Consider the following 18,881-nt stretch of genomic DNA (forward strand, 5'->3'; position numbering starts at 1 on the left):
AAGGCGTAGCGGAGGCGGTTTCGGACAGCTCCAATCAGAGAATGGATGCCTCATGGACCGCCGAATTTTCGGGCTGGAGAACGAGTACGGCGTCACCTGCACGTTCCGGGGGCAGCGACGGCTGTCGCCGGACGAGGTGGCGCGGTACCTCTTCCGCCGCGTTGTCTCCTGGGGCCGCAGCAGCAACGTCTTCCTGCGCAACGGCGCCCGCCTCTACCTCGACGTCGGCTCCCACCCCGAGTACGCCACCCCCGAGTGCGACGACGTCGTCGAGCTGGTGACGCACGACAAGGCGGGCGAGCGCATCCTCGAAGGACTCCTGGTCGACGCCGAGCGGCGGCTGCACGAGGAGGGCATCGCGGGGGACGTCTACCTCTTCAAGAACAACACCGACTCGGCCGGCAACTCCTACGGCTGCCACGAGAACTACCTGGTGGCCCGGCACGGCGAGTTCTCCCGGCTGGCGGACGTGCTGATCCCGTTCCTGGTGACCCGCCAGCTGATCTGTGGCGCCGGCAAGGTGCTGCAGACCCCGCGCGGCGCGGTCTACTGCGTGAGCCAGCGCGCCGAGCACATCTGGGAGGGCGTCAGCTCGGCGACCACCCGCTCCCGTCCGATCATCAACACCCGGGACGAGCCGCACGCCGACGCCGAGCGCTACCGGCGGCTGCACGTCATCGTCGGCGACTCCAACATGTCGGAGACCACCACCCTGCTCAAGGTGGGCTCCACCGACCTGGTGCTCCGGCTGATCGAGGCCGGCGTGGTGATGCGCGACCTCACCCTGGAGAACCCGATCCGGGCGATCCGCGAGGTCAGCCACGACCTCACCGGCACCCACCAGGTGCGGCTGGCCAACGGCCGGGAGGCCAGCGCGCTGGACATCCAGGAGGAGTACTTCACCAAGGCCCTGGAGTTCGCCGACCGCAAGGGCCTCAACAACGGCACCATCGCCCGGGTGCTCGACCTGTGGGGCCGCACCCTGGAGGCCGTCCGCACCGAGAGCCTGGACAGCGGCGTGGCCACCGAGATCGACTGGATCATGAAGTACAACCTCATCGAGCGCTACCGGGCGAAGCACCAGATGAGCATGTCCAACCCGCGGGTCGCCCAGATCGACCTCGCCTACCACGACATCCACCGCCGCCGCGGGCTGTTCTACCTGCTGCAGGCCAAGGGGCAGGCGCAGCGGGTGACCACCGACCTCAAGACCTTCGAGGCCAAGTCGATCCCGCCGCAGACCACCCGGGCCCGGCTGCGCGGGGACTTCATCCGCCGCGCCCAGGAGCAGCGCCGGGACTTCACGGTGGACTGGGTGCACCTGAAGCTCAACGACCAGGCGCAGCGGACGGTGCTCTGCAAGGACCCGTTCCGTTCGGTGGACGAGCGGGTGGAGAAGCTGATCGCGGGGATGTGATCCCCGCCCGCGGTGCGGTCGGCCAGGCCCGACCCCGGTGTCCCTACCGGGGTCGGGCCTGGTCGCGTCATACGCTGTCGATCGGGTCCGAATGCCCGATTTCTCCCGACAGTAAGGAACACCGTGCGCCGCACCGCCGGTCTGCTTCTCACTCTCCCGCTGCTGTTGGCGGTCGCCTGCACCAGCTCGACCAAGCCCGCGAGCACGCCCTCCCCGTCCGCGTCGAGCGCCGCCCCGACCGTGCCGACCCCGGTCGACGAGGCCCAGCCGATGCCCACGGTCACGGGTGAGTTCGGGACGAAGGCCACCATCACCATCCCGCCGGGCCAGCCCAGCGGCCAGTTCGTGGTGCACACGGTCAGCGAGGGCGACCGGGCGGTGGTCAACAAGGGCGACTGGGTGACGGTGAACTACACGGCGAAGGACTGGACGACCGGCAAGGAGCTGCGCAGCTCGTACGACGCGGGCGACAAGCCGCAGCTGTACCCGGCCGGCAGCGGGCAGCTGGTGCCCGCCTTCGACCAGAGCGTGGTCGGCAAGAAGGTCGGCAGCCGGCTGCTGGTGGTGGCCCCGCCGTCGGCCGCCTTCGGCGACCAGGGCAATGAGCCGCTGGGGGTGGGCGGCGGGGACACCGTCGTGTTCGTGCTGGACATCATGGAGAGCCTGCCGCCGGACTCCACCCTCTCCGGCGCCATGACACAGCCGCCGGCGACGATGCCGCAGGTGAAGGACAACGGCAAGGCCGCTGTGACGATCACCGTGCCGCCGGGGCAGGCCCCGCCCGCCGAGCTGCAGCAGGCGGTGCTGATCAAGGGCGAGGGCAAGCAGGTGAAGGCCGGGCAGACGCTGGTGGTGCAGTACACCGGGGTGCTCTGGAGCAACGGCCAGCAGTTCGACTCCTCGTGGAGCCACGGCGGCGCCCAGGCGCTGCAGATCGGCACCGGCAGCGTGATCGAGGGCTGGGACAAGGGCCTGGTCGGCCAGACCGTGGGCAGCCGGGTGGAGCTGGTGGTGCCGCCGGCGCTCGGCTACAAGGACCAGGCGCAGGGCGCGGTGCCGGCCAACTCCACGCTGGTCTTCGTGGTCGACATCCTGGAGGCCGTGTAGCGCCCGTCCGACGGGGATGCGTCGGGAATCGGGTCGGACACGGTCTAGGTGGACAAGCTCCGACGTCGTACGCTTGGGCGGGCGCTCGCACAACTCAGCGCCCGCCCTCATCCTGACCTGTCATACTGCCCTCGCACTGTGGTAGGCGCCGCCGGCGTCCGGGGTTCCGGGCGGCAGTGCGACTGCACCGCGGCGATCACCACGCCGGCCGTAGACCTCGAAGACCTCGTGGCGAGATGGATGGGGAGTCATGTCTGAGAAAGCGTCGAGCCCGGGTGGAGCCGGCACCGCGAACGGGAACTCCGCCGGCGACCCGGCCGACTCGCGCCCCGGCGGCCCGCAGCCGGGTGACGGCGAGTCGATCGTCATCCCGCCGTCGATCCTGAAGCAGCAGGCCGGCTGGGCGGCCCCGGGTCAGGCCGCGCGGACCGCCGGCGGTACGAAGACGGACGACGCTCCGCAGATCTTCGCCTCGAACGTGCGCCGCCAGGACACCTCCGAGGCCGGCTACGACGAGAACCCGCCCGGTGTCGGCCGCCTCGGTGTGATCCTCGGCACCGTCCTGGCCGTGCTGCTGGTCGGGAGCGGTGCGACGCTGTACGTGGTCAGCCAGGACGACAAGGACGCCAAGGCCAAGCCCGACGCGGCGGCCACCGCCCCGACGGCGAAGCCCACGCCCACCGTCGAGCCGGTGCCCCCGATCAAGGACACCGCCAAGGTGCTGCCGACCGTCACCGGCGAGTTCGGCAAGAAGGCCGCCATCGAGCTGCCCGCCGAGCAGGCCGACGGCTCCTTCGTGGTCAAGGTGATCACCGAGGGCACCGGCCCGAAGGTCGAGAAGAACTCCTGGGCCTCGGTCGACTACACCGCCAAGGACTGGACGACCGGCAAGGACATCCCCAGCTCGTACGACGACAACGGGCGCCAGCAGATCTTCCAGGCCGGCACCGACGCGCTGATCCCCGCGCTGGACCAGGCGGTGCTCGGCAAGAAGGCCGGCAGCCGCGTCCTGGTGGTCGCCCCGCCCGCCGCCGCGTTCGGCGACAAGGGCAACCCGAACATGTCGATCGGCGGCAAGGACAACCTGGTCTTCGTCATCGACATCCGCAGCAGCACCGCGCCCGACGCGGTCGTCAGCGGCACCGTGACCCCGCCGCCCGCGGGCTTCCCGCAGGTGAAGGACAACGGCAAGAAGCCCGCCGAGATCACCCCGGTGGCCGGCGCCCCCGAGCCGACCGAGCTGAAGAGCCACACCCTGATCAAGGGCGAGGGCCGGAAGATCGAGAAGGGCGACAAGGTCGTCGTCCAGTACACCGGCGCGCTGTGGAAGGACGGCAAGGTCTTCGACTCCTCGCTGAGCAAGGGCCAGGCCTTCTCCTTCCCGGTCGGCGGCGGCCAGGTCATCAAGGGCTGGGACCAGGGCCTGGAGGGCCAGACCATCGGCAGCCGGGTGCTGCTGGTGATCCCCGCCTCGCTCGGCTACGGCGACCAGGCGCAGGGCGACATCCCCGCCAACTCCACCCTGGTGTTCGTGGTGGACGTCCTGGACGCGGGTCAGGGCTGATCCACTTTCGGGTGACAATGGTGTGCGTATGACCTCGGGGCAGGGCCGCGTGGCCTGAGCCCGTACGGGCGGCGGGCGCCCGTACCGTGGTCCGGGAACGGACCGGGGTGCGGGTGGCCGCCGCCCGGTCGTGTGCACGCCGTCCCGTACGGCAAGAGTGAGAAGAGGCAGTAGTGAGCAACAAGACGAAGCCCGAGATCGACTTCCCGGTCGGCGACGCCCCGGCGGAGCTGCAGATCCGGGACATCGAGGTCGGCACCGGCGACGAGGCCAAGCCGGGCCAGGTCGTCGAGGTGCACTACGTCGGCGTGACCTTCGCGACCGGCGAGGAGTTCGACGCCAGCTGGAACCGCAACAGCACCTTCAAGTTCCCGCTCGGCGCCGGCCGCGTCATCAAGGGCTGGGACCAGGGCGTCGTCGGCATGAAGGTCGGCGGCCGCCGCGAGCTGACCATCCCGGCGCACCTCGCCTACGGCAACCAGTCGCCGACCCCGGCCATCCCGGCGGGCTCGACCCTGATCTTCGTGGTCGACCTGGTCGGTGTCTGAGCCGGTCTGCCCAGGGGGCCGCATCACCGTTCCGGGTTGGGGCCCCCGGTCGTTTCCGGAGTCGGCTTTTGCACTGCGTACCGCTACCGGTACGGTCGGTCCCGCCGGGTCCACGACTGCCCGGCGGGCGCACCCCGCGCGCGGCGCGGCACACCGGAAGGGTCAGCGATGGCGATCGCCAAGGCAGAGCGGCTGATGAATCTCGCCCTGTGCCTGATGAACACCAGACGTCCGCTCTCCAAGAAGGAGCTGCGGGAATCCATCGAGGCGTACCGCGAGGCCTGGCAGAACAGCAGCGAGGACGCCTTCAACCGGATGTTCGAGCGGGACAAGGACGACCTGCGCGAACTCGGCCTGGTCATCGACGTCGACGAGAACGCGCTGGACGGCGAGCTCGGCTACCTCGCCCGCGCCGACCGCAACCGCCTCCCCGAGATCGCCCTGGATGCCGAGGAGGCCGCCGCGCTCACCCTGGCCGCCCGGGTCTGGCAGCAGGCCAAGATGTCCGGCGCGGCCAGCGGCGCCCTGCAGAAGCTGCGCGCCGCCGGGGTGCCGTTCGTCGCCGAGCCGGAGGGCCGCAGCGCCCTGGAGCCGCGCATCCCCGCCCGCGAGGCCGCGTTCGAGCCGCTGCTCACCGCCGCCCGCGACCGGCGCCCGGTCACCTTCGACTACCGCAAGGCCGGCGCCGCCGCCGTGGAGCAGCGCAGCGTCGAACCGTGGGCCCTGGAGTGCTGGCGCGGCCACTGGTACCTGGCCGGCTGGGACCGCGACCGCGAGGCGGCCCGGGTCTTCCGGCTCAGCCGGATCACCGGCCGGGTGAAGGCCCGCTCCGGGCCCTTCCGCGCCGCCGTCCCCGAGCACGTGGACGTCCGGGCCACCGTCGCCAAGTTCGCCGGGGAGGGCGCCACCGCGAGCGCCACCGTACGGGTCCGCCGGGGCGCCGGCTTCCCGCTGCGCACCAAGGCGCTGGAGACCCGCCGGATCGACGAGCGGTGGGACGAGCTGGAGATCCCGTATGGCAACGGGCTGGGCGCCGACCTCGCCGAGTTCGGGCCGGACGTGCTGGTGCTCGGCCCCGAGGAGCTGCGCGCGGACGTGATCGACCGGCTGCGGGCGGTCGCCGGGGAGGCCCCCGCGATCGTCGCCGCGCGGACCGGCCCCGCCGGGGAGTCCGCCGTCCCCGCCGTCGCCGAAGGAGCGCAGGCATGAGCAACGCCATCGACCAGACCCGCCGGATGCTCTCGCTGGTCACCTACCTGCGGGAGCGGCCCGGCGCAGAGGTGGCCGAGGTGGCCCGCGCCTTCGGCATCAGCGAGCGCGAGCTGATCGCCGACCTCAACGTGCTGCCGATGTGCGGCACCAGCTTCCGCGGCGGCGACCTGCTCGACATCGACACCGACGGCGAGCACATCTGGTGGCACAACGTCGACGACGTGGCCCAGCCGCTGCGGCTGGCCGCCGACGAGGCGACCGCCCTGCTGGTCGCCGCCCGCGCGGTGGCCGGGCTGCCCGGTCTGCGGGCCGGCGACCGGGAGGCGCTCACCCGGGCCGTCGCCAAGATCGAGAACGCGGCCGGGGACAGCGCCGAGGGCAGCGCCCGGGTCGGCGTCACCTTCGAGGCCGAGAGCCACGTCTTCGCCGACATCGACCGGGCCCTCAGCGAGGGCCGCCGGCTCTGGCTGCGCTACTACTCGCACGGCCGCGGCGGCATGACCGAGCGCGAGGTCGACCCGATCCGGCTGCTCACCGAGGGGCACACCTACCTGGAGGCGTGGTGCCGCACCTCCGAGGACCACCGGATGTTCCGGCTCGACCGGGTCGCCGAGATCCGGGTGCTGGACACCCCCTCCGACCCGCCGAAGCGCGAGCCCCGCGACCTCTCCGGCGGGCTGGTCAACCCGGCCGCCGACGACCCCGAGGTGGTCGTCGAGGTCTCCTCGGGCGGGCGCTGGGTCGCCGAGTACTACACCCACGACCACGCCGAGGAGCTGCCCGACGGCGGCCTGCGGATCACCCTGCGCAGCGCCGACCCCTCGCAGCTGCGCCCGCTCGCCCTGCGGCTCGGCCGCGACGGCCGGATCGTCTCGCCGCCCGAGCTCGCCGAACAGGCCCGCGCCGCCGCCCGGGAGGCGCTGGCCGGCTACGCGGACGGGCAGGTCTGAGCGTGGAGCCGGGGACCAGATTCAAGGTGTACTGCTCCGAGTGCCGGGAGAAGGTGGAGCTGCCGGCCGAGGACTTCCGGCTCACCCTCGGCCGTACCGCGGCGCAGGCGCACTACAGCTTCAGCTGCCCGCTCTGCGACGCGGCGGTGCGCAAGCCCGCCGGGGAGAAGATCGTCGCCGCGCTGACCGGGGCCGGGGTGCGCACCATGCGGCTCGTGCCGGTGGAGGGCTGAGGCCCGCCGGGACGGTACCGGCCGGCCCGGGGGCGGACCTGCTCAGGGGCCCGGGGGCGTACGCGCTCAGGGGCCCGGGGGTGTACTGCACAGAGGCCCGGGGCCGTACCCGCGGGCGGGGCCCGGGGGCTTCCGGGCGGTCGGAGGCCGGGGGATAGGGTGGACGGCATGTCCTGGATGCTCGTCGCCGCCGTCCTGCTCAGCACCGCCGGCCTGCTGGTCCTCGGGGTGCTCGCGATCCGGGTCTGGCTGGCCGTCCGGGCGCTCGCCCAGGGCGTGGACGCGGCCTCCCGGGCCCTGGCCGACGCCTCCGCGGAACTCGCGGCCTCGCTGCCGGTGCGCTGACGGGCCGTTCCGGCCGGCCGCCGCGGGGGTGGCGACCGGGTGTCGCCGCAGGGAGCGGAGACCGGGCCCGGTGAGATCCGGCCGATTTACCGCCGGACGGGGGGCTGCTGCGCGGGGGCTGTGGCGCGTTAGGCTCTTTCGAGTGGCTCCCGGACTGCGAAGGGGGTCGCAGTCCTGTTCGGGCGGTCTTCGTCAACGCTTCACCCGCAGCGGTTACCATCCCCGCAGCGGGCGGCCTGCCGGTGTGCCGCCATGAGTGAAGGTGGTCGAACATGCGGGTCTCGGGTACCGCGATCCTGGTGGTCGTGGTTCTTGCCATTCTGCTCTTCGGCGCCAAGCGGCTGCCCGATCTGGCGCGCTCGCTCGGCCAGTCGATGCGGATCCTGAAGAGCGAGACCAAGGCCATGAAGTCCGAGGGCTCCGCCACGGCCGACACCCCGGCCGCCCCGCCGCAGCCGGTGCAGGCCACCGACGCCGGCGCGGCGAAGACCATCCAGTCGGCCCCGGGCGCCTCCGCGACGGCCCGCCCGGTCGCCGAGCAGGACAGCGGGAAGCAGGACGCGGGCCGGCAGCACTGACGCGCTCGGCCGGGCGCCACCCGCCCGGGCCGTCCGCGACCACCTGAGGTCCGCCGACCGGCGGGCCTCGACGCACGAGTTGAGGACCGGGGTTGAGCAAGGTCGACAAGGCGCCGAAGAAGAAGGTGCCCAAGGATCCCGAGGGGCGGATGGCCCTCGCCGACCACCTGCGCGAGCTGCGGAACCGCGTGGTCAAGTCGGTCCTGGCGATCGTGGTGTTCACGATCGTCGCGCTGATCTACCACAAGCAGATCGAGTCCTTCCTGCTGAAGCCGCTGCCGCAGTGCACGCCGGAGATCATCGCCTCGTCCAAGGGCCGCTGCGCCCAGGTCTCCAACATCGGCCTCACCGCGGGCTTCACCTGGATGCTCAAGGTCGCGCTGACCGCGGGCGTGGTCGCGACCGTGCCGGTCTGGCTGTACCAGCTGTGGGCCTTCGTGGCGCCCGGGCTGCACAAGCACGAGCGCAAGTACACGGTCATCTTCATGCTGGCCGGCGCGCCGCTCTTCCTGTCCGGTGTGGCGCTGGCGATGCTGCTGCTGCCGATGACGGTCGAGGTGCTGATCTCGTTCACCCCGAACAACACCACGCCGATCCTGCCGCCCGAGGACTACTTCGACATCGCCACCCGGCTGGTGCTGGTCTTCGGTCTGGCCTTCGAGTTCCCGCTGCTGCTGGTGATGCTCAACATGGTGGGCATGGTCACCGGCAAGCGGCTGCTCACCTGGTGGCGCGGCATGGTGATGGGCATCACGGTCTTCGCCGCCTTCGCCACGCCCAGCGCCGACCCGCTGAGCATGCTGGCACTGGCCGCGCCGATCTGGGGCCTGTACTTCGTCGCGGTGGGCATCGCGATCCTCAACGACAAGCGCAAGGCGCGCCGCAGCCCGGACTACGGGCTGAGCGACGAGGAGGCCTCGGCGCTCGACCTCTCGGTGCAGCCGGTCGCCGCCGTGGAGTCGGTCGAGGCGTCCTCCGCACCGTCCGCGGGCGCCGCGGTGCCGGCCGCGCGGCACGAGCACATGGACGACGTCACCTGACCGACATCTGCTGATCGACGTCACCTGATCGACGCCGCACCCGGCCGGGTGCGGCCCGTCCGACCCGGGAGCCCCGGTCCGCCGTTCCCCGGCGGGCCGGGGCTCCGTCGTGCGGCGGGGGTGTCCTCTTGGCAGCATCGATGGCATGTGACATATTACTGACGTGCCCAAGAGACCTTCCCTGGACGTCGTCGTGGTCGGCGCCGGCGTCGTCGGCGCCGCCTGCGCCCACTACGCCGCCCGCGCCGGCCTCTCCGTCGCCGTCGTGGACCGCGGACCGGTCGCCGGCGGGACCACCGGGGCCGGCGAGGGCAACCTGCTGGTCTCCGACAAGGAGCCCGGCCCCGAACTCGACCTCGCCCTGTACTCCACCCGGCTCTGGCGGGACCTGGCCGTGACCCTCGGCCCCGCCGTCGAGTACGAGGCCAAGGGCGGCCTGGTGGTCGCCGCCGACCCGGCCGGGCAGGACGCGCTGCGCGCCTTCGCCGCCCGGCAGACCGCCGTCGGCGTCACCGCCGAGGAGGTCCCCGCCGAGCGCCTGCGGGAGTACGAACCGCACCTCGCGGACGGCCTCGCCGGGGGCTTCCACTACCCGCAGGACGCCCAGGTCCAGCCCGCCCTCGCCGCCGCCCACCTGCTGCGCGCGGCCCGCCGCGACGGCGCCGTGCTCTACACCGGGGAGACCGTACGGGCGCTGCGCACCGGCCCCGGCGGCCGGGTGCTCGGCGTGGAGACCGACCGCGGCCGGCTGGACGCGCCCGCCGTGGTCAACGCGGCCGGCACCTGGGGCGGCGAACTGGCCGCCCTGGCCGGCGTCCACCTGCCGGTGCTGCCCCGGCGCGGCTTCGTCCTGGTGACCGAGCCGCTGCCGCGGATCGTCCGGCACAAGGTGTACGCCGCGGACTACGTCGCCGACGTGGCCAGCGGCTCCGCCGCCCTGCAGACCTCCGCCGTGGTCGAGGGCACCCCCGGCGGCCCGGTGCTGATCGGCGCCAGCCGGGAGCGGGTCGGCTTCGACCGCACGCTCTCCGTCGAGGTGCTGCGCCGGCTCGCCGCCCAGGCCGCGACGCTGTTCCCGGTCCTCGCCGAGGTGGCCGTGATGCGCAGCTACCGGGGCTTCCGCCCGTACCTGCCGGACCACCTGCCGGCGATCGGCGCCGACGACCGGGTGCCCGGGCTCTACCACGCCTGCGGGCACGAGGGCGCCGGCATCGGACTGGCACCCGCCACCGGCCTGCTGATCGCCGAACAGCTGGCCGGCAAGGAACCGTCCCTGGACCTCACCCCCTTCCGGGCCGACCGGTTCCCGGCCGCCGCCTGACCGCACCCGCGCGGGCCCGCGGCCCGGAGCACCACGACGAATCGGAACGGAGCGCCACCCATGCGCCGAACCCCCGCCGACCTGGTCGAGGCCCGACCGGGGCCCGCCCACACCATCGAGTTCGACGGGCGCGAGATCCCCGCCCTGCCCGGGCAGTCGATCGCCGCCGCGCTCTGGGCCGACGGCGTGCTCGCCTGGCGCACCACCCGCGCCGGCGGGCGCCCGCGCGGCGCGTTCTGCGGCATCGGCGCCTGCTTCGACTGCCTCGCCACCGTCGACGGCCGGCCCAACCGGCGCACCTGCCTCGTCCCGGCCGAGCCGGGCACCGTCGTCACCACCCAGGAGGGCCACGGCCGTGCCGACCTCGCCGTCTGACCGCCCCGCCGACCACTACGACCTCGCGGTCGTCGGGGCCGGGCCGGCCGGGCTGGCCGCCGCCGTGACCGCCGCCGACCTCGGGCTGCGCTGCGCGCTGCTCGACGGCGGGCAGAGCCCCGGCGGGCAGTACTACCGGCACCCCGCGCCCGGCCTGGGCGCCCGCCGCCCGGACCGGCTGCACCACGGCTGGTCGGTCTACACCGGCCTCGCCCGGCGGCTGGCCGCCGCGGAGGAGGGCGGCCGGGTCGACTTCCTGCCCGGGCACCAGGTGTGGGCGCTGGAGCGGACCGCCCCGCAGGCCGCGGGTGGTTCCGGTGGTGCCGGTTGGCACGGGGAGGACACCGCGTGGGCGGTGCACGTCACCCGCGGGCCCGGCGCCGACGAGCGGGCGGTCGTCCGGGCGTCCACCGTCCTGCTGGCCACCGGCGCGTACGAGCGGCAGCTGCCGTTCCCCGGCTGGACGCTGCCCGGGGTGGTGACGGCCGGCGGCGCGCAGGCCATGCTCAAGAGCGGCCTGGTGCTGCCCGGCCGGCGGATCGTGGTGGCCGGCAGCGGACCGCTGCTGCTCGCCGCGGCCTCCTCGCTGGTCACCGCCGGCGCCGAGGTGCCCGCCGTGGTCGAGGCGGGCGACTACCTCGGCTACGCCCGCCGCCCCGGCGTGCTGGCCGCCGTCCCGGCCAAGCTCGTCGAGGGCGCCGGGCACGGCAGCGCGCTGCTGCGGCACGGCGTCCGGCTGCGCCGGCGCAGCGCGGTCGTCGAGGCGCACGGCACCGACCGGGTCACCGCCGTCACCGTCGCCCGGCTGGACGCCGACTGGCGGCCGGTGCCGGGGACGGAGCGGCGGATCCCCTGCGACGCGCTGGCCGTCGGCCACGGGCTGCTGCCGCAGATCGAACTCGCCACCGAGGCGGGCGCCGCCACCAGGACCACCCCCGACGGCGCGGTGGCGCTGCGGGTGGACGCCCGGCTGCGCACCAGCGTCCCCGGACTCTGGGCGGCGGGGGAGACCTGCGGGGTCGGCGGCGCGGACCTCGCGATCACCGAGGGCGAACTGGCGGCGCACGCGGTCGCGGACCAGCTGGCGGGCGGGCTTCCGGGGCGGATCCCGGGGGAGCTCTCGGGCCGGGTTTCGGGTCGGTCCTCGGGACAGCTCCCGGGGCGTCCGGGCGCCGGGCGTCCGGGTTCGCCGCCCGGCGTCGGTGCGCTGCTGCGCCGGCGGGCCCGGCTGCGGGCCTTCGCCGAGCTGATGGCCGCCGCGCACCGCCCCGGGCCCGGCTGGACCGGCTGGCTGCGCCCGGACACCGATGTCTGCCGCTGCGAGGAGGTGCCGGTCGCACGGATCCACGAGGCCGTGGACGAGCTCGGCGCCGGCGACGCGCGGACCGTCAAACTGCTGACCCGCGCCGGAATGGGGTGGTGCCAGGGCCGGATGTGCGGTCCGGCGGTGGCCTGCCTCTCCGGTGCCGACGAGGCCCGGGCGGACAGCCGTCCCCTGTCCTGCCCGGTGCCGCTCTCCCAGCTCGCGGCCGGGACGCCGGAGGCGTCCGCCGGTCGGGGCGCCCCGACCGCTCCCGGTGGGCCGGGCGTTCCCAGTGCCCCTTCCGGCGGGTCGGGCGCTTCCGGTGCCCCTTCCGGCGGGCCGGGCGCGGCGCAGGGCTGAACCGCGTGGGCGGGGGCACTTGTCTCCGCCTGCGCCCGCTTATAAAATGTCACACCTCACCAAGGAGTCATTCGTGTCCAACACCCAGCACGACACCACCCGCCCCTGGCGCGGCATCATGGTCGCCACCACGATCCCGCTGCGCGAGGACCTCTCCGTCGACTACGACGCCTACGCCGAGCACGTCCGCTGGCTGATCGACTCGGGCTGCGACGGCGTCGTCCCCAACGGCTCGCTGGGGGAGTACCAGACCCTCACCGCCGAGGAGCGCGCCCGCATCGTCACCACCGCCGTCGAGGCGGCCGGCGACGGCTCGCGGGTCATGCCCGGAGTCGCCGCGTACGGCAGCGCCGAGTCCCGCCGCTGGACCGAGCAGGCCGCCGAGGCCGGCGCCGGCTCCGTCCTGCTGCTCCCGCCGAACGCCTACCGCGCCGACCGGGCCGCCGTCCGCGCCCACTACGCCGAGGTCGCCAAGGCCGGGCTGCCGATCGTCGCGTACAACAACCCGATCGACACCAAGGTCGACCTCGTCCCCGGCCTGCTCGCCGAACTGCACGGCGAGGGCTCGATCGTGGCCGTCAAGGAGTTCAGCGGCGACGTCCGCCGGGCGTACGAGATCGCCGAGCTGGCCCCCGGCCTCGACCTGCTGATCGGCGCCGACGACGTGCTGCTGGAGCTGGCCCTGGCCGGTGCCGTCGGCTGGATCGCCGGCTACCCGAACGCCCTCCCGGAGGCGTCCGCCGCGCTGTACAAGGCCGCCGTGGCGCTCGACCTCGACACCGCGCTGCCGCTCTACAAGGCGCTGCACTCCCTGCTGCGCTGGGACTCCAAGACCGAGTTCGTGCAGGCCATCAAGCTCTCCATGGACATCGCCGGCCGCCCCGGCGGTCCCACCCGCGCGCCCCGCCTGCCGCTGAACCCGGAGACCGAGGCCGCCGTCCGCGCCGCCACCGAGAAGGCGCTCGCCGAGGGCCTCGCGTAACACCGCCTGTCCGCAGGAACGGCCGGCTGCGGGGGCAGCCGGCCCCGGACCGTCCACCCCCTTCCCCACGGAGCCGAAGAAGCCATGCGCAGCCGCCATGTGTTCCACGCCGTCGACTCGCACACCGAGGGCATGCCGACCCGGGTCATCACCGGCGGGTTCGGCGTCATCCCCGGCGCCACCATGGCGGAACGCCGGGTCCACTTCCAGCAGCACCTCGACCACTTCCGCACCCTGCTGATGTACGAGCCGCGCGGCCACGCCGCGATGAGCGGCGCGATCCTGCAGCCGCCCACCCGGCCCGACGCCGACTACGGCGTGCTCTACATCGAGGTCTCCGGCCTGCTGCCGATGTGCGGCCACGGCACCATCGGCGTCGCCACCGTGCTCGTCGAGACCGGCATGGTGCCCGTCGTCGAACCCGTCACCACCGTCCGGCTGGACACCCCCGCCGGGCTGGTCGTCGCCGAGGTGCAGGTCGAGGACGGCGCCGCGACCGCGGTCACCATCCGCAACGTGCCCTCGTACGCGGCGGCGCTGGACCGCAAGATCGAGGTGCCCGGGTACGGCACGGTCGGCTACGACCTCGCGTACGGCGGCAACTTCTACGCCGTCCTGCCGCTCGCCGAGTTCGGGCTGCCCTTCGAACGCGAGCGCAAGCAGGACATCCTCGACGCCGGACTCGCCCTGATGGACGCCATCAACGCCGGCCCCGACCGGCCGGTGCACCCGGACGACCCGTCCATCCACAGCTGCCACCACGTGCAGCTGCTCGCCCCCGGCTCCACCGCCGAGCACTCCCGGCACGCCATGGCCATCCACCCCGGCTGGTTCGACCGCTCGCCCTGCGGCACCGGCACCTCCGCCCGGATGGCCCAGCTGCACGCCCGCGGCGAACTGCCGCTCGGCCGGGACTTCCGCAACGACTCCTTCATCGGGACGACCTTCACCGGCCGCCTGGTCGAGGAGACCGAGGTCGCCGGACGGCCCGCCGTGGTGCCCACCGTCACCGGACGGGCCTGGGTCACCGGCACCGCCCAGTACTTCCTCGACCCGCGCGACCCGTTCCCCGCCGGGTTCCTGCTCTGAAAACCGCCCTCCGGAAGGCCCCCGCTGTGAGCATCACGTCCACCAACCCCGCCGACCCGGCCGACCTCGTCGTCACCGTCGAGGCCCCCGGCGCCGACGCCGTCCGCGCCGCCGTCGCCCGCGCCCGCACCGCCCAGGCGGGTTGGCGCGCGGCCGGCAGCGCCGCCCGCTCCGCCGCGCTCGGCCACGCCGCCGCGGCCGTCGACGCCCACGCCGGGGAACTCGCCGCGCTCATCGCCCGCGAGGTCGGCAAGCCGCTCGTCGAGGCCCGCGGCGAGGTCGCCCGCACCTCCGCGATCCTCCGCTACTACGCCCAGGCCCCCTACGCGCCCGCCGGCGCCGTCCACGAGACCGCCGCCGGCGAGGGCCTGCTGCTCACCCGCCGCCGCCCCTACGGCGTCGCCGGGCTGATCACCCCGTGGAACTTCCCGCTGGCCATCCCCGCCTGGAAGGCCGCGCCCGCGCTCGCCGTCGGCAACACCGTCGTGCTCAAGCCCGCGCCCGAGGCCACCGCCTGCGCGCTGCGCCTCGCCGAGGTGATGGGCCTGCCCGAGGGCGTGCTCGCCGTGCTGCCCGGCGGCGCCGAGGAGGGCACCGCGCTGGTCGACTCCGCCGACGTGGTCTCCTTCACCGGCTCCACCGCGGTCGGCCGGGCCGTCGTCCGCGCCGCGACCGAACGCGGCGTCCCCGTCCAGGCCGAACTCGGCGGACTCAACGCGGCGCTGGTCCTCCCCGACGCCGACATCGAGCAGGCCGCCGCCCACATCGCCAACGCCGTCGCCGGGTACGCCGGGCAGAAGTGCACCGCCACCAGCCGGGTCGTCGCCGTCGGCAGCGCGTACGAGCCGCTGCGCGCCGCCCTGGTCAAGGCGCTCACCGCGCTCGCCGAACCCGAGGCGCTGGTCGCCTCCTGCGGGCCCGTCATCTCCGCCGCCGCCCGCGAGCGCCTCACCGGCGCCGTCGCCACCGCGCGCGAGGCCGGGGCGACCGTGCTCGCCGGCGGCGGCGTGCCCGAGCGGGCCGGCTGGTTCGTCGAGCCGACCCTGCTCGCCGACGTACCCGCCGAACACCCGCTGCGCCGCGAGGAGTTCTTCGGCCCGATCGCCGTCCTGCTGCCCGCCGCCGACCTCGACGAGGCGATCGCGCTGGCCAACGACACCCCGCACTCGCTGGCCACCTCGGTGCACAGCGGCAGCCTCGACGTCGCCCTGGCGGCGGCGGACCGGCTGGACGCGGGCATGATCCGGATCAACGCGCCGTCCAGCGGCGTCGACTTCCACCTGCCGTTCGGCGGCGCCAAGGGCGCGAGCCACGGCGACCGCGAACAGGGGCAGGCGGCGCTGGACTTCTACACGGCCGGCCGGACGATCAGCGTGCTGCCGGGCGGGGGTGCCTGATGGGTGCGGTCGGACGGCGGGCCGGGGAAGCGGGTTCGGGCTCGGGCTCGGGTGGTGTGGCGGGTGTCGGGGCCGGGGTGCTGCGGGTGGACACCGTCGACTACCACACGGCCGGTGAGCCGTTCCGGATCGTGGTCGCCGGCGCGCCCGCCGCCCCCGGCGACACCGTGGCCGAGCGCCGCGCCGTCGCCCTCGGCGCCGGCGGCACCGCCACCGCGCCGCGGCCGAGCGCCCTGGACAGCGTCCGGCAACTGCTCACCCGCGAACCGCGCGGCCACGCGGGCATGTACGGCGGATTCGTCGTTCCGCCGGACGACGACGAGGCCCACCTCGGCGTGCTCTTCTGGCACAAGGACGGCTACTCCACCGCCTGCGGCCACGGCACCATCGCGCTCGGCGCCTGGGCCGTCGACTCCGGCCTGGTGGCCGCGCCCGACGACGGCACCGCCCGGGTCCGCATCGACGTGCCGTCCGGGCGGGTCACCGCCGCCGTCCACCGCAGCGGCGGACGCACCACCGGCGTCACCTTCCGCAACGTGCCCACGGTGGTCAGCGCCCTGAAGCTGCCCGTGGCCATCTCGCGGGGCGAGGTCGAGGTCGCGGTCGCCCACTCCGGCGCCTGCTACGTCACCCTGCCCGCCGCGTCGGTCGGGCTCTCCGTGGTCCCCGAGCTGCTGCCCGAACTCACCGCGGTCGGCCGGGAGATCCGCGCCGCCCTCGACGGGTCCGCCGCGGTCCGCAACCTCGCCGACCACCGGCTCTCCGGCGTGTACGGGGTCATCCTCTACGACGAACTCGGCCCGCTGTCGCAGCGAAACGTCACCGTCTTCGCCGACGGCCAGATCGACCGCTCGCCCTGCGGCTCCGGCACCTCCGCCCGGCTCGCCGTCCTCGCCGCCGAGGGCCGCCTCGCGCCGGGCGAGGAGCTGCGGCACGAGTCGGTCATCGGCACGGTGTTCACCGGGCGGGTGCTGCCCGGCGACCCCTTCGAGGAGGGCGTGGTCACCGAGGTCACCGGGACCGCCCACCGCACCGGGGAGCACCGCTTCCTGCTCGCGGAGGACGACGAGTTGGGGACGGGGTTCCTGCTGTGAGGGTGCTTCCGGCGGAGTCCGGTGCGGGGGCGGCGGTCGGTGGGGCGCTTGTGGGTGGGGTGCTCGCCGGTGAGGTGTCGGCGGGCGGGGTGCTGGCCGGAGGGGTGCTGGCCGGCGGAGCCGAGCTCGGGCCCGTGGAGGCGGCCGACGCGATCGAGCGGGTGCTGCTGGACGGCCTCGACCCGGAGGCCGGACCGGCCCGCTCCGCCGTGCGGGTCCCCGCCGGGGAACTGCTGCTGATGCCCGCCGCCTCGACCGAGTACGCCGGGGTGAAGATCGCCGGCGTGGCACCCGCCAACCCGGCGCGGGGACTGCCCCGGATCACCGGTAGCTACCTGCTGCTGGACGGTCCCACGCTCCAGCCCGTCGCCCTGCTCGACGGTGCCGCGCTCACCGCGCTGCGCACCCCGGCGGTCACCGCCGTCGCCCTGCGCCGACTGGCCGCCCCGGACGCCGCGCACCTGGTGCTCTTCGGCACCGGCCCGCAGGCGTACGGGCACCTGGACGCGCTGCTCGCGGTGCGTCCGCTGACCCGCCTCACGGTGGTCGGCCGGAGCGCGGCGCCCGCAGAGGCGCTGGCCGCGTACGGCCGGACGCTCGGGCTCGCCGCCGCGGTCGGCATCCCCGCCGATGTCGCGCACGCCGACCTGGTGGTCTGCTGCACGACGGCGCGCACGCCGCTGTTCGACGGCGCCCTGGTGCCCGACCACGCCGCGGTCGTCGCCGTCGGCTCGCACGAGCCGGAGGCCGGGGAGGTGGATCCGGTCCTGGTGCACCGCGCCGAGCTGTACGTGGAGTCGCGGGCCGCCGCCCTGCGGGAGGCGGGCGACCTGCTGGGGGCGGGCATCACGGCCGCCGACCGGCTGTGGAACCTCGCCGAACTCGTCCGCGGGCAGGCTCCGGTGGGCTTCGACCGCCCGCGCTTCTTCAAGAGCGTCGGCATGGCGTGGGAGGACCTCGCGGTGGCGGCGGCGATCCACCGGCTGGGGCGGTAGCCGACAAGGGGCCCCTTGTCCCCGGGCGAGGGGGCCTGGAGTCGGCCGCCGTGGGCGGTGTACGGATGTCCCGGGCGCGGGTGGGCCCCGGGCACGGCGGGCCCCGGGTGGCTCCCTGGGTGGGGTGGCTCCCCGGGTGGGGTGCCTGCCGGTGTGCGGCCGGTGCGGTGGGAGGTGTCCTCCCCGCCGCACCGGCCGTTCGGCGTTTCCCGGGTCGGGTGGGGCCGGGCCGGGTCGGCGTTGCCCGGGCCGGCGTTTCCCGGGTCGGCGTGGTGGGTGCCGTCGGGCGCCCCGGTCAGCGGTAGGCGCCGGTCAGCGGTAGGTGCCGAGCAGGCGGGCGAGGTGGCGGCCGGCCAGGTGGAGGGGCTCCTCGCTGCGGGAGACCTGGGCCGAGACCTCGGCGCCCTCCAGGGTGTTGACGACGGTGACGGCGAGTTCGCGGGAGTCGGTGGCGGTGTAGCCGGAGGCGAGCAGTTTCTCCTCGACGATCGCCCTCCAGTGGGTGAACGCCTCGGTGACGGCCTCCTCGATGCCCGGTGCCCGGCCGGCCGTCTCCAGGGCGGTGGCGGTGATCGGGCAGCCGTCCTGCCAGTCGGAGGCGCGGAGGTCCTCGGCGAGCCGCCGGGTGCAGACCGTGATCGCCTCGACGGGATCCTCGGCCGCGGCCAGGCCCTCGCGCAGCAGCAGGGCGAACTCGCGGTCGCCGTACCGGATCGCCTCGGCGGCCAACTCCTGCTTCCCGCCGGGGAAGAAGTGGTAGACGGAGCCGAGGGTGGCCTCGGCCTCCTTGGAGATCTGCTTGATCCCGGTGCCCTCGTACCCCTGGCGCTGCAGCAGCCGGGAGGTGGTCCGGACGATCCGGTCGCGGGTGCCGGTGGCGGTCGTCTTCACGGCGGCAGTCTAGCCGAGGAATGGATAGAGCGTTCGTTCCAGTGCTGTGCTAGGTTCATGGCACTGGATAGAGCGTTCGT

General features: G+C 74.4%; 19 protein-coding genes. 18 read left to right on the plus strand and 1 reads right to left on the minus strand.

The features are described 5' to 3' along the window. Positions 1 to 52: 52 nt before the first annotated feature. The 18 genes from pafA (at position 53) to ACWGB8_RS14195 (ending at position 17,910) form a co-directional block, all read left to right on the plus strand. Positions 53 to 1,417: a Pup--protein ligase gene (gene pafA, locus ACWGB8_RS14110; RefSeq protein ID WP_452213433.1), complete on the plus strand. Its 1,365-nt coding sequence runs from the start codon at positions 53 to 55 to the stop codon at positions 1,415 to 1,417. 123 nt (positions 1,418 to 1,540) lie between these two features. Further along, positions 1,541 to 2,524 carry an FKBP-type peptidyl-prolyl cis-trans isomerase gene (locus ACWGB8_RS14115; RefSeq protein WP_452213435.1) on the plus strand — a complete coding sequence of 328 codons (984 nt, stop codon included), beginning with the start codon at positions 1,541 to 1,543 and terminating at the stop codon, positions 2,522 to 2,524. Positions 2,525 to 2,774: 250 nt separating this feature from the next. Then, positions 2,775 to 4,088, plus strand: a complete 1,314-nt coding sequence (locus tag ACWGB8_RS14120; RefSeq protein WP_452213437.1) for an FKBP-type peptidyl-prolyl cis-trans isomerase — start codon at positions 2,775 to 2,777, stop codon at positions 4,086 to 4,088. 173 nt (positions 4,089 to 4,261) lie between these two features. After that, on the plus strand, positions 4,262 to 4,636 hold the full coding sequence (locus ACWGB8_RS14125) for an FKBP-type peptidyl-prolyl cis-trans isomerase (RefSeq protein ID WP_452213439.1): 375 nt from the start codon (positions 4,262 to 4,264) through the stop codon (positions 4,634 to 4,636). A 168-nt stretch (positions 4,637 to 4,804) separates the two neighbouring features. After that, the gene (locus ACWGB8_RS14130) at positions 4,805 to 5,845 is read left to right on the plus strand and encodes a helix-turn-helix transcriptional regulator (RefSeq protein ID WP_452213441.1); all 1,041 of its coding nucleotides are present in this window, start codon (positions 4,805 to 4,807) and stop codon (positions 5,843 to 5,845) included. Beyond that, positions 5,842 to 6,798 carry a helix-turn-helix transcriptional regulator gene (locus ACWGB8_RS14135; protein WP_452213442.1) on the plus strand — a complete coding sequence of 319 codons (957 nt, stop codon included), beginning with the start codon at positions 5,842 to 5,844 and terminating at the stop codon, positions 6,796 to 6,798. Before ACWGB8_RS14130 ends, ACWGB8_RS14135 begins: the two co-directional genes overlap by 4 nt. Before the next feature lie 2 nt (positions 6,799 to 6,800). After that, positions 6,801 to 7,031, plus strand: a complete 231-nt coding sequence (locus ACWGB8_RS14140) for a hypothetical protein (RefSeq protein WP_452213444.1) — start codon at positions 6,801 to 6,803, stop codon at positions 7,029 to 7,031. 168 nt (positions 7,032 to 7,199) lie between these two features. Then, positions 7,200 to 7,376 carry a hypothetical protein gene (locus ACWGB8_RS14145; RefSeq protein ID WP_452213446.1) on the plus strand — a complete coding sequence of 59 codons (177 nt, stop codon included), beginning with the start codon at positions 7,200 to 7,202 and terminating at the stop codon, positions 7,374 to 7,376. Between the two features lie 272 nt (positions 7,377 to 7,648). After that, complete coding sequence (gene tatA / locus ACWGB8_RS14150; RefSeq protein WP_452213447.1) at positions 7,649 to 7,954, plus strand: Sec-independent protein translocase subunit TatA; 306 nt, start codon at positions 7,649 to 7,651, stop codon at positions 7,952 to 7,954. A 149-nt stretch (positions 7,955 to 8,103) separates the two neighbouring features. Next, positions 8,104 to 8,994, plus strand: a complete 891-nt coding sequence (gene tatC / locus ACWGB8_RS14155; protein ID WP_452213480.1) for a twin-arginine translocase subunit TatC — start codon at positions 8,104 to 8,106, stop codon at positions 8,992 to 8,994. A 163-nt stretch (positions 8,995 to 9,157) separates the two neighbouring features. Then, complete coding sequence (locus ACWGB8_RS14160) at positions 9,158 to 10,315, plus strand: NAD(P)/FAD-dependent oxidoreductase (RefSeq protein ID WP_452213448.1); 1,158 nt, start codon at positions 9,158 to 9,160, stop codon at positions 10,313 to 10,315. A 60-nt stretch (positions 10,316 to 10,375) separates the two neighbouring features. Beyond that, complete coding sequence (locus ACWGB8_RS14165) at positions 10,376 to 10,690, plus strand: (2Fe-2S)-binding protein (protein ID WP_452213449.1); 315 nt, start codon at positions 10,376 to 10,378, stop codon at positions 10,688 to 10,690. Next, complete coding sequence (locus tag ACWGB8_RS14170) at positions 10,671 to 12,353, plus strand: FAD/NAD(P)-dependent oxidoreductase (RefSeq protein ID WP_452213451.1); 1,683 nt, start codon at positions 10,671 to 10,673, stop codon at positions 12,351 to 12,353. The genes ACWGB8_RS14165 and ACWGB8_RS14170 overlap by 20 nt, the downstream gene beginning before the upstream one ends. Positions 12,354 to 12,471: 118 nt before the next feature. Then, positions 12,472 to 13,335, plus strand: coding sequence for a dihydrodipicolinate synthase family protein (locus ACWGB8_RS14175; protein ID WP_452213482.1), 864 nt, complete (start codon positions 12,472 to 12,474; stop codon positions 13,333 to 13,335). A gap of 84 nt (positions 13,336 to 13,419) precedes the next feature. Next, positions 13,420 to 14,424 (plus strand): proline racemase family protein, encoded by a 1,005-nt coding sequence (locus tag ACWGB8_RS14180; protein ID WP_452213452.1) that lies wholly within the window; start codon positions 13,420 to 13,422, stop codon positions 14,422 to 14,424. Positions 14,425 to 14,450: 26 nt separating this feature from the next. Beyond that, entirely contained in the window at positions 14,451 to 15,821 is a 1,371-nt protein-coding gene (locus ACWGB8_RS14185) for an aldehyde dehydrogenase family protein (protein WP_452213454.1), read from the plus strand. Next, the gene (locus ACWGB8_RS14190) at positions 15,821 to 16,915 is read left to right on the plus strand and encodes a proline racemase family protein (protein ID WP_452213455.1); all 1,095 of its coding nucleotides are present in this window, start codon (positions 15,821 to 15,823) and stop codon (positions 16,913 to 16,915) included. Before ACWGB8_RS14185 ends, ACWGB8_RS14190 begins: the two co-directional genes overlap by 1 nt. Before the next feature lie 104 nt (positions 16,916 to 17,019). Beyond that, positions 17,020 to 17,910 carry an ornithine cyclodeaminase family protein gene (locus ACWGB8_RS14195; protein ID WP_452213484.1) on the plus strand — a complete coding sequence of 297 codons (891 nt, stop codon included), beginning with the start codon at positions 17,020 to 17,022 and terminating at the stop codon, positions 17,908 to 17,910. 312 nt (positions 17,911 to 18,222) lie between these two features. Here the strand turns inward: ACWGB8_RS14195 and ACWGB8_RS14200 are convergent, their stop codons facing one another. After that, complete coding sequence (locus ACWGB8_RS14200) at positions 18,223 to 18,801, minus strand: TetR/AcrR family transcriptional regulator (RefSeq protein WP_452213457.1); 579 nt, start codon at positions 18,799 to 18,801, stop codon at positions 18,223 to 18,225. Positions 18,802 to 18,881: the final 80 nt, after the last annotated feature.

Source organism: Kitasatospora sp. NPDC054939 (assembly GCF_053610105.1).

What these genes read in the sequence shown, in the direction of transcription:
- pafA (WP_452213433.1), top strand. Translation starts at nt 53, where the DNA reads ATGGACCGCCGAATTTTCGGGCTGGAGAACGAGTACGGCGTCACCTGC.
- ACWGB8_RS14165 (WP_452213449.1), top strand. Translation starts at nt 10,376, where the DNA reads ATGCGCCGAACCCCCGCCGACCTGGTCGAGGCCCGACCGGGGCCCGCC.
- ACWGB8_RS14135 (WP_452213442.1), top strand. Translation starts at nt 5,842, where the DNA reads ATGAGCAACGCCATCGACCAGACCCGCCGGATGCTCTCGCTGGTCACC.
- ACWGB8_RS14145 (WP_452213446.1), top strand. Translation starts at nt 7,200, where the DNA reads ATGTCCTGGATGCTCGTCGCCGCCGTCCTGCTCAGCACCGCCGGCCTG.
- tatA (WP_452213447.1), top strand. Translation starts at nt 7,649, where the DNA reads ATGCGGGTCTCGGGTACCGCGATCCTGGTGGTCGTGGTTCTTGCCATT.
- ACWGB8_RS14180 (WP_452213452.1), top strand. Translation starts at nt 13,420, where the DNA reads ATGCGCAGCCGCCATGTGTTCCACGCCGTCGACTCGCACACCGAGGGC.
- ACWGB8_RS14190 (WP_452213455.1), top strand. Translation starts at nt 15,821, where the DNA reads ATGGGTGCGGTCGGACGGCGGGCCGGGGAAGCGGGTTCGGGCTCGGGC.
- ACWGB8_RS14175 (WP_452213482.1), top strand. Translation starts at nt 12,472, where the DNA reads ATGGTCGCCACCACGATCCCGCTGCGCGAGGACCTCTCCGTCGACTAC.
- tatC (WP_452213480.1), top strand. Translation starts at nt 8,104, where the DNA reads ATGGCCCTCGCCGACCACCTGCGCGAGCTGCGGAACCGCGTGGTCAAG.
- ACWGB8_RS14120 (WP_452213437.1), top strand. Translation starts at nt 2,775, where the DNA reads ATGTCTGAGAAAGCGTCGAGCCCGGGTGGAGCCGGCACCGCGAACGGG.
- ACWGB8_RS14130 (WP_452213441.1), top strand. Translation starts at nt 4,805, where the DNA reads ATGGCGATCGCCAAGGCAGAGCGGCTGATGAATCTCGCCCTGTGCCTG.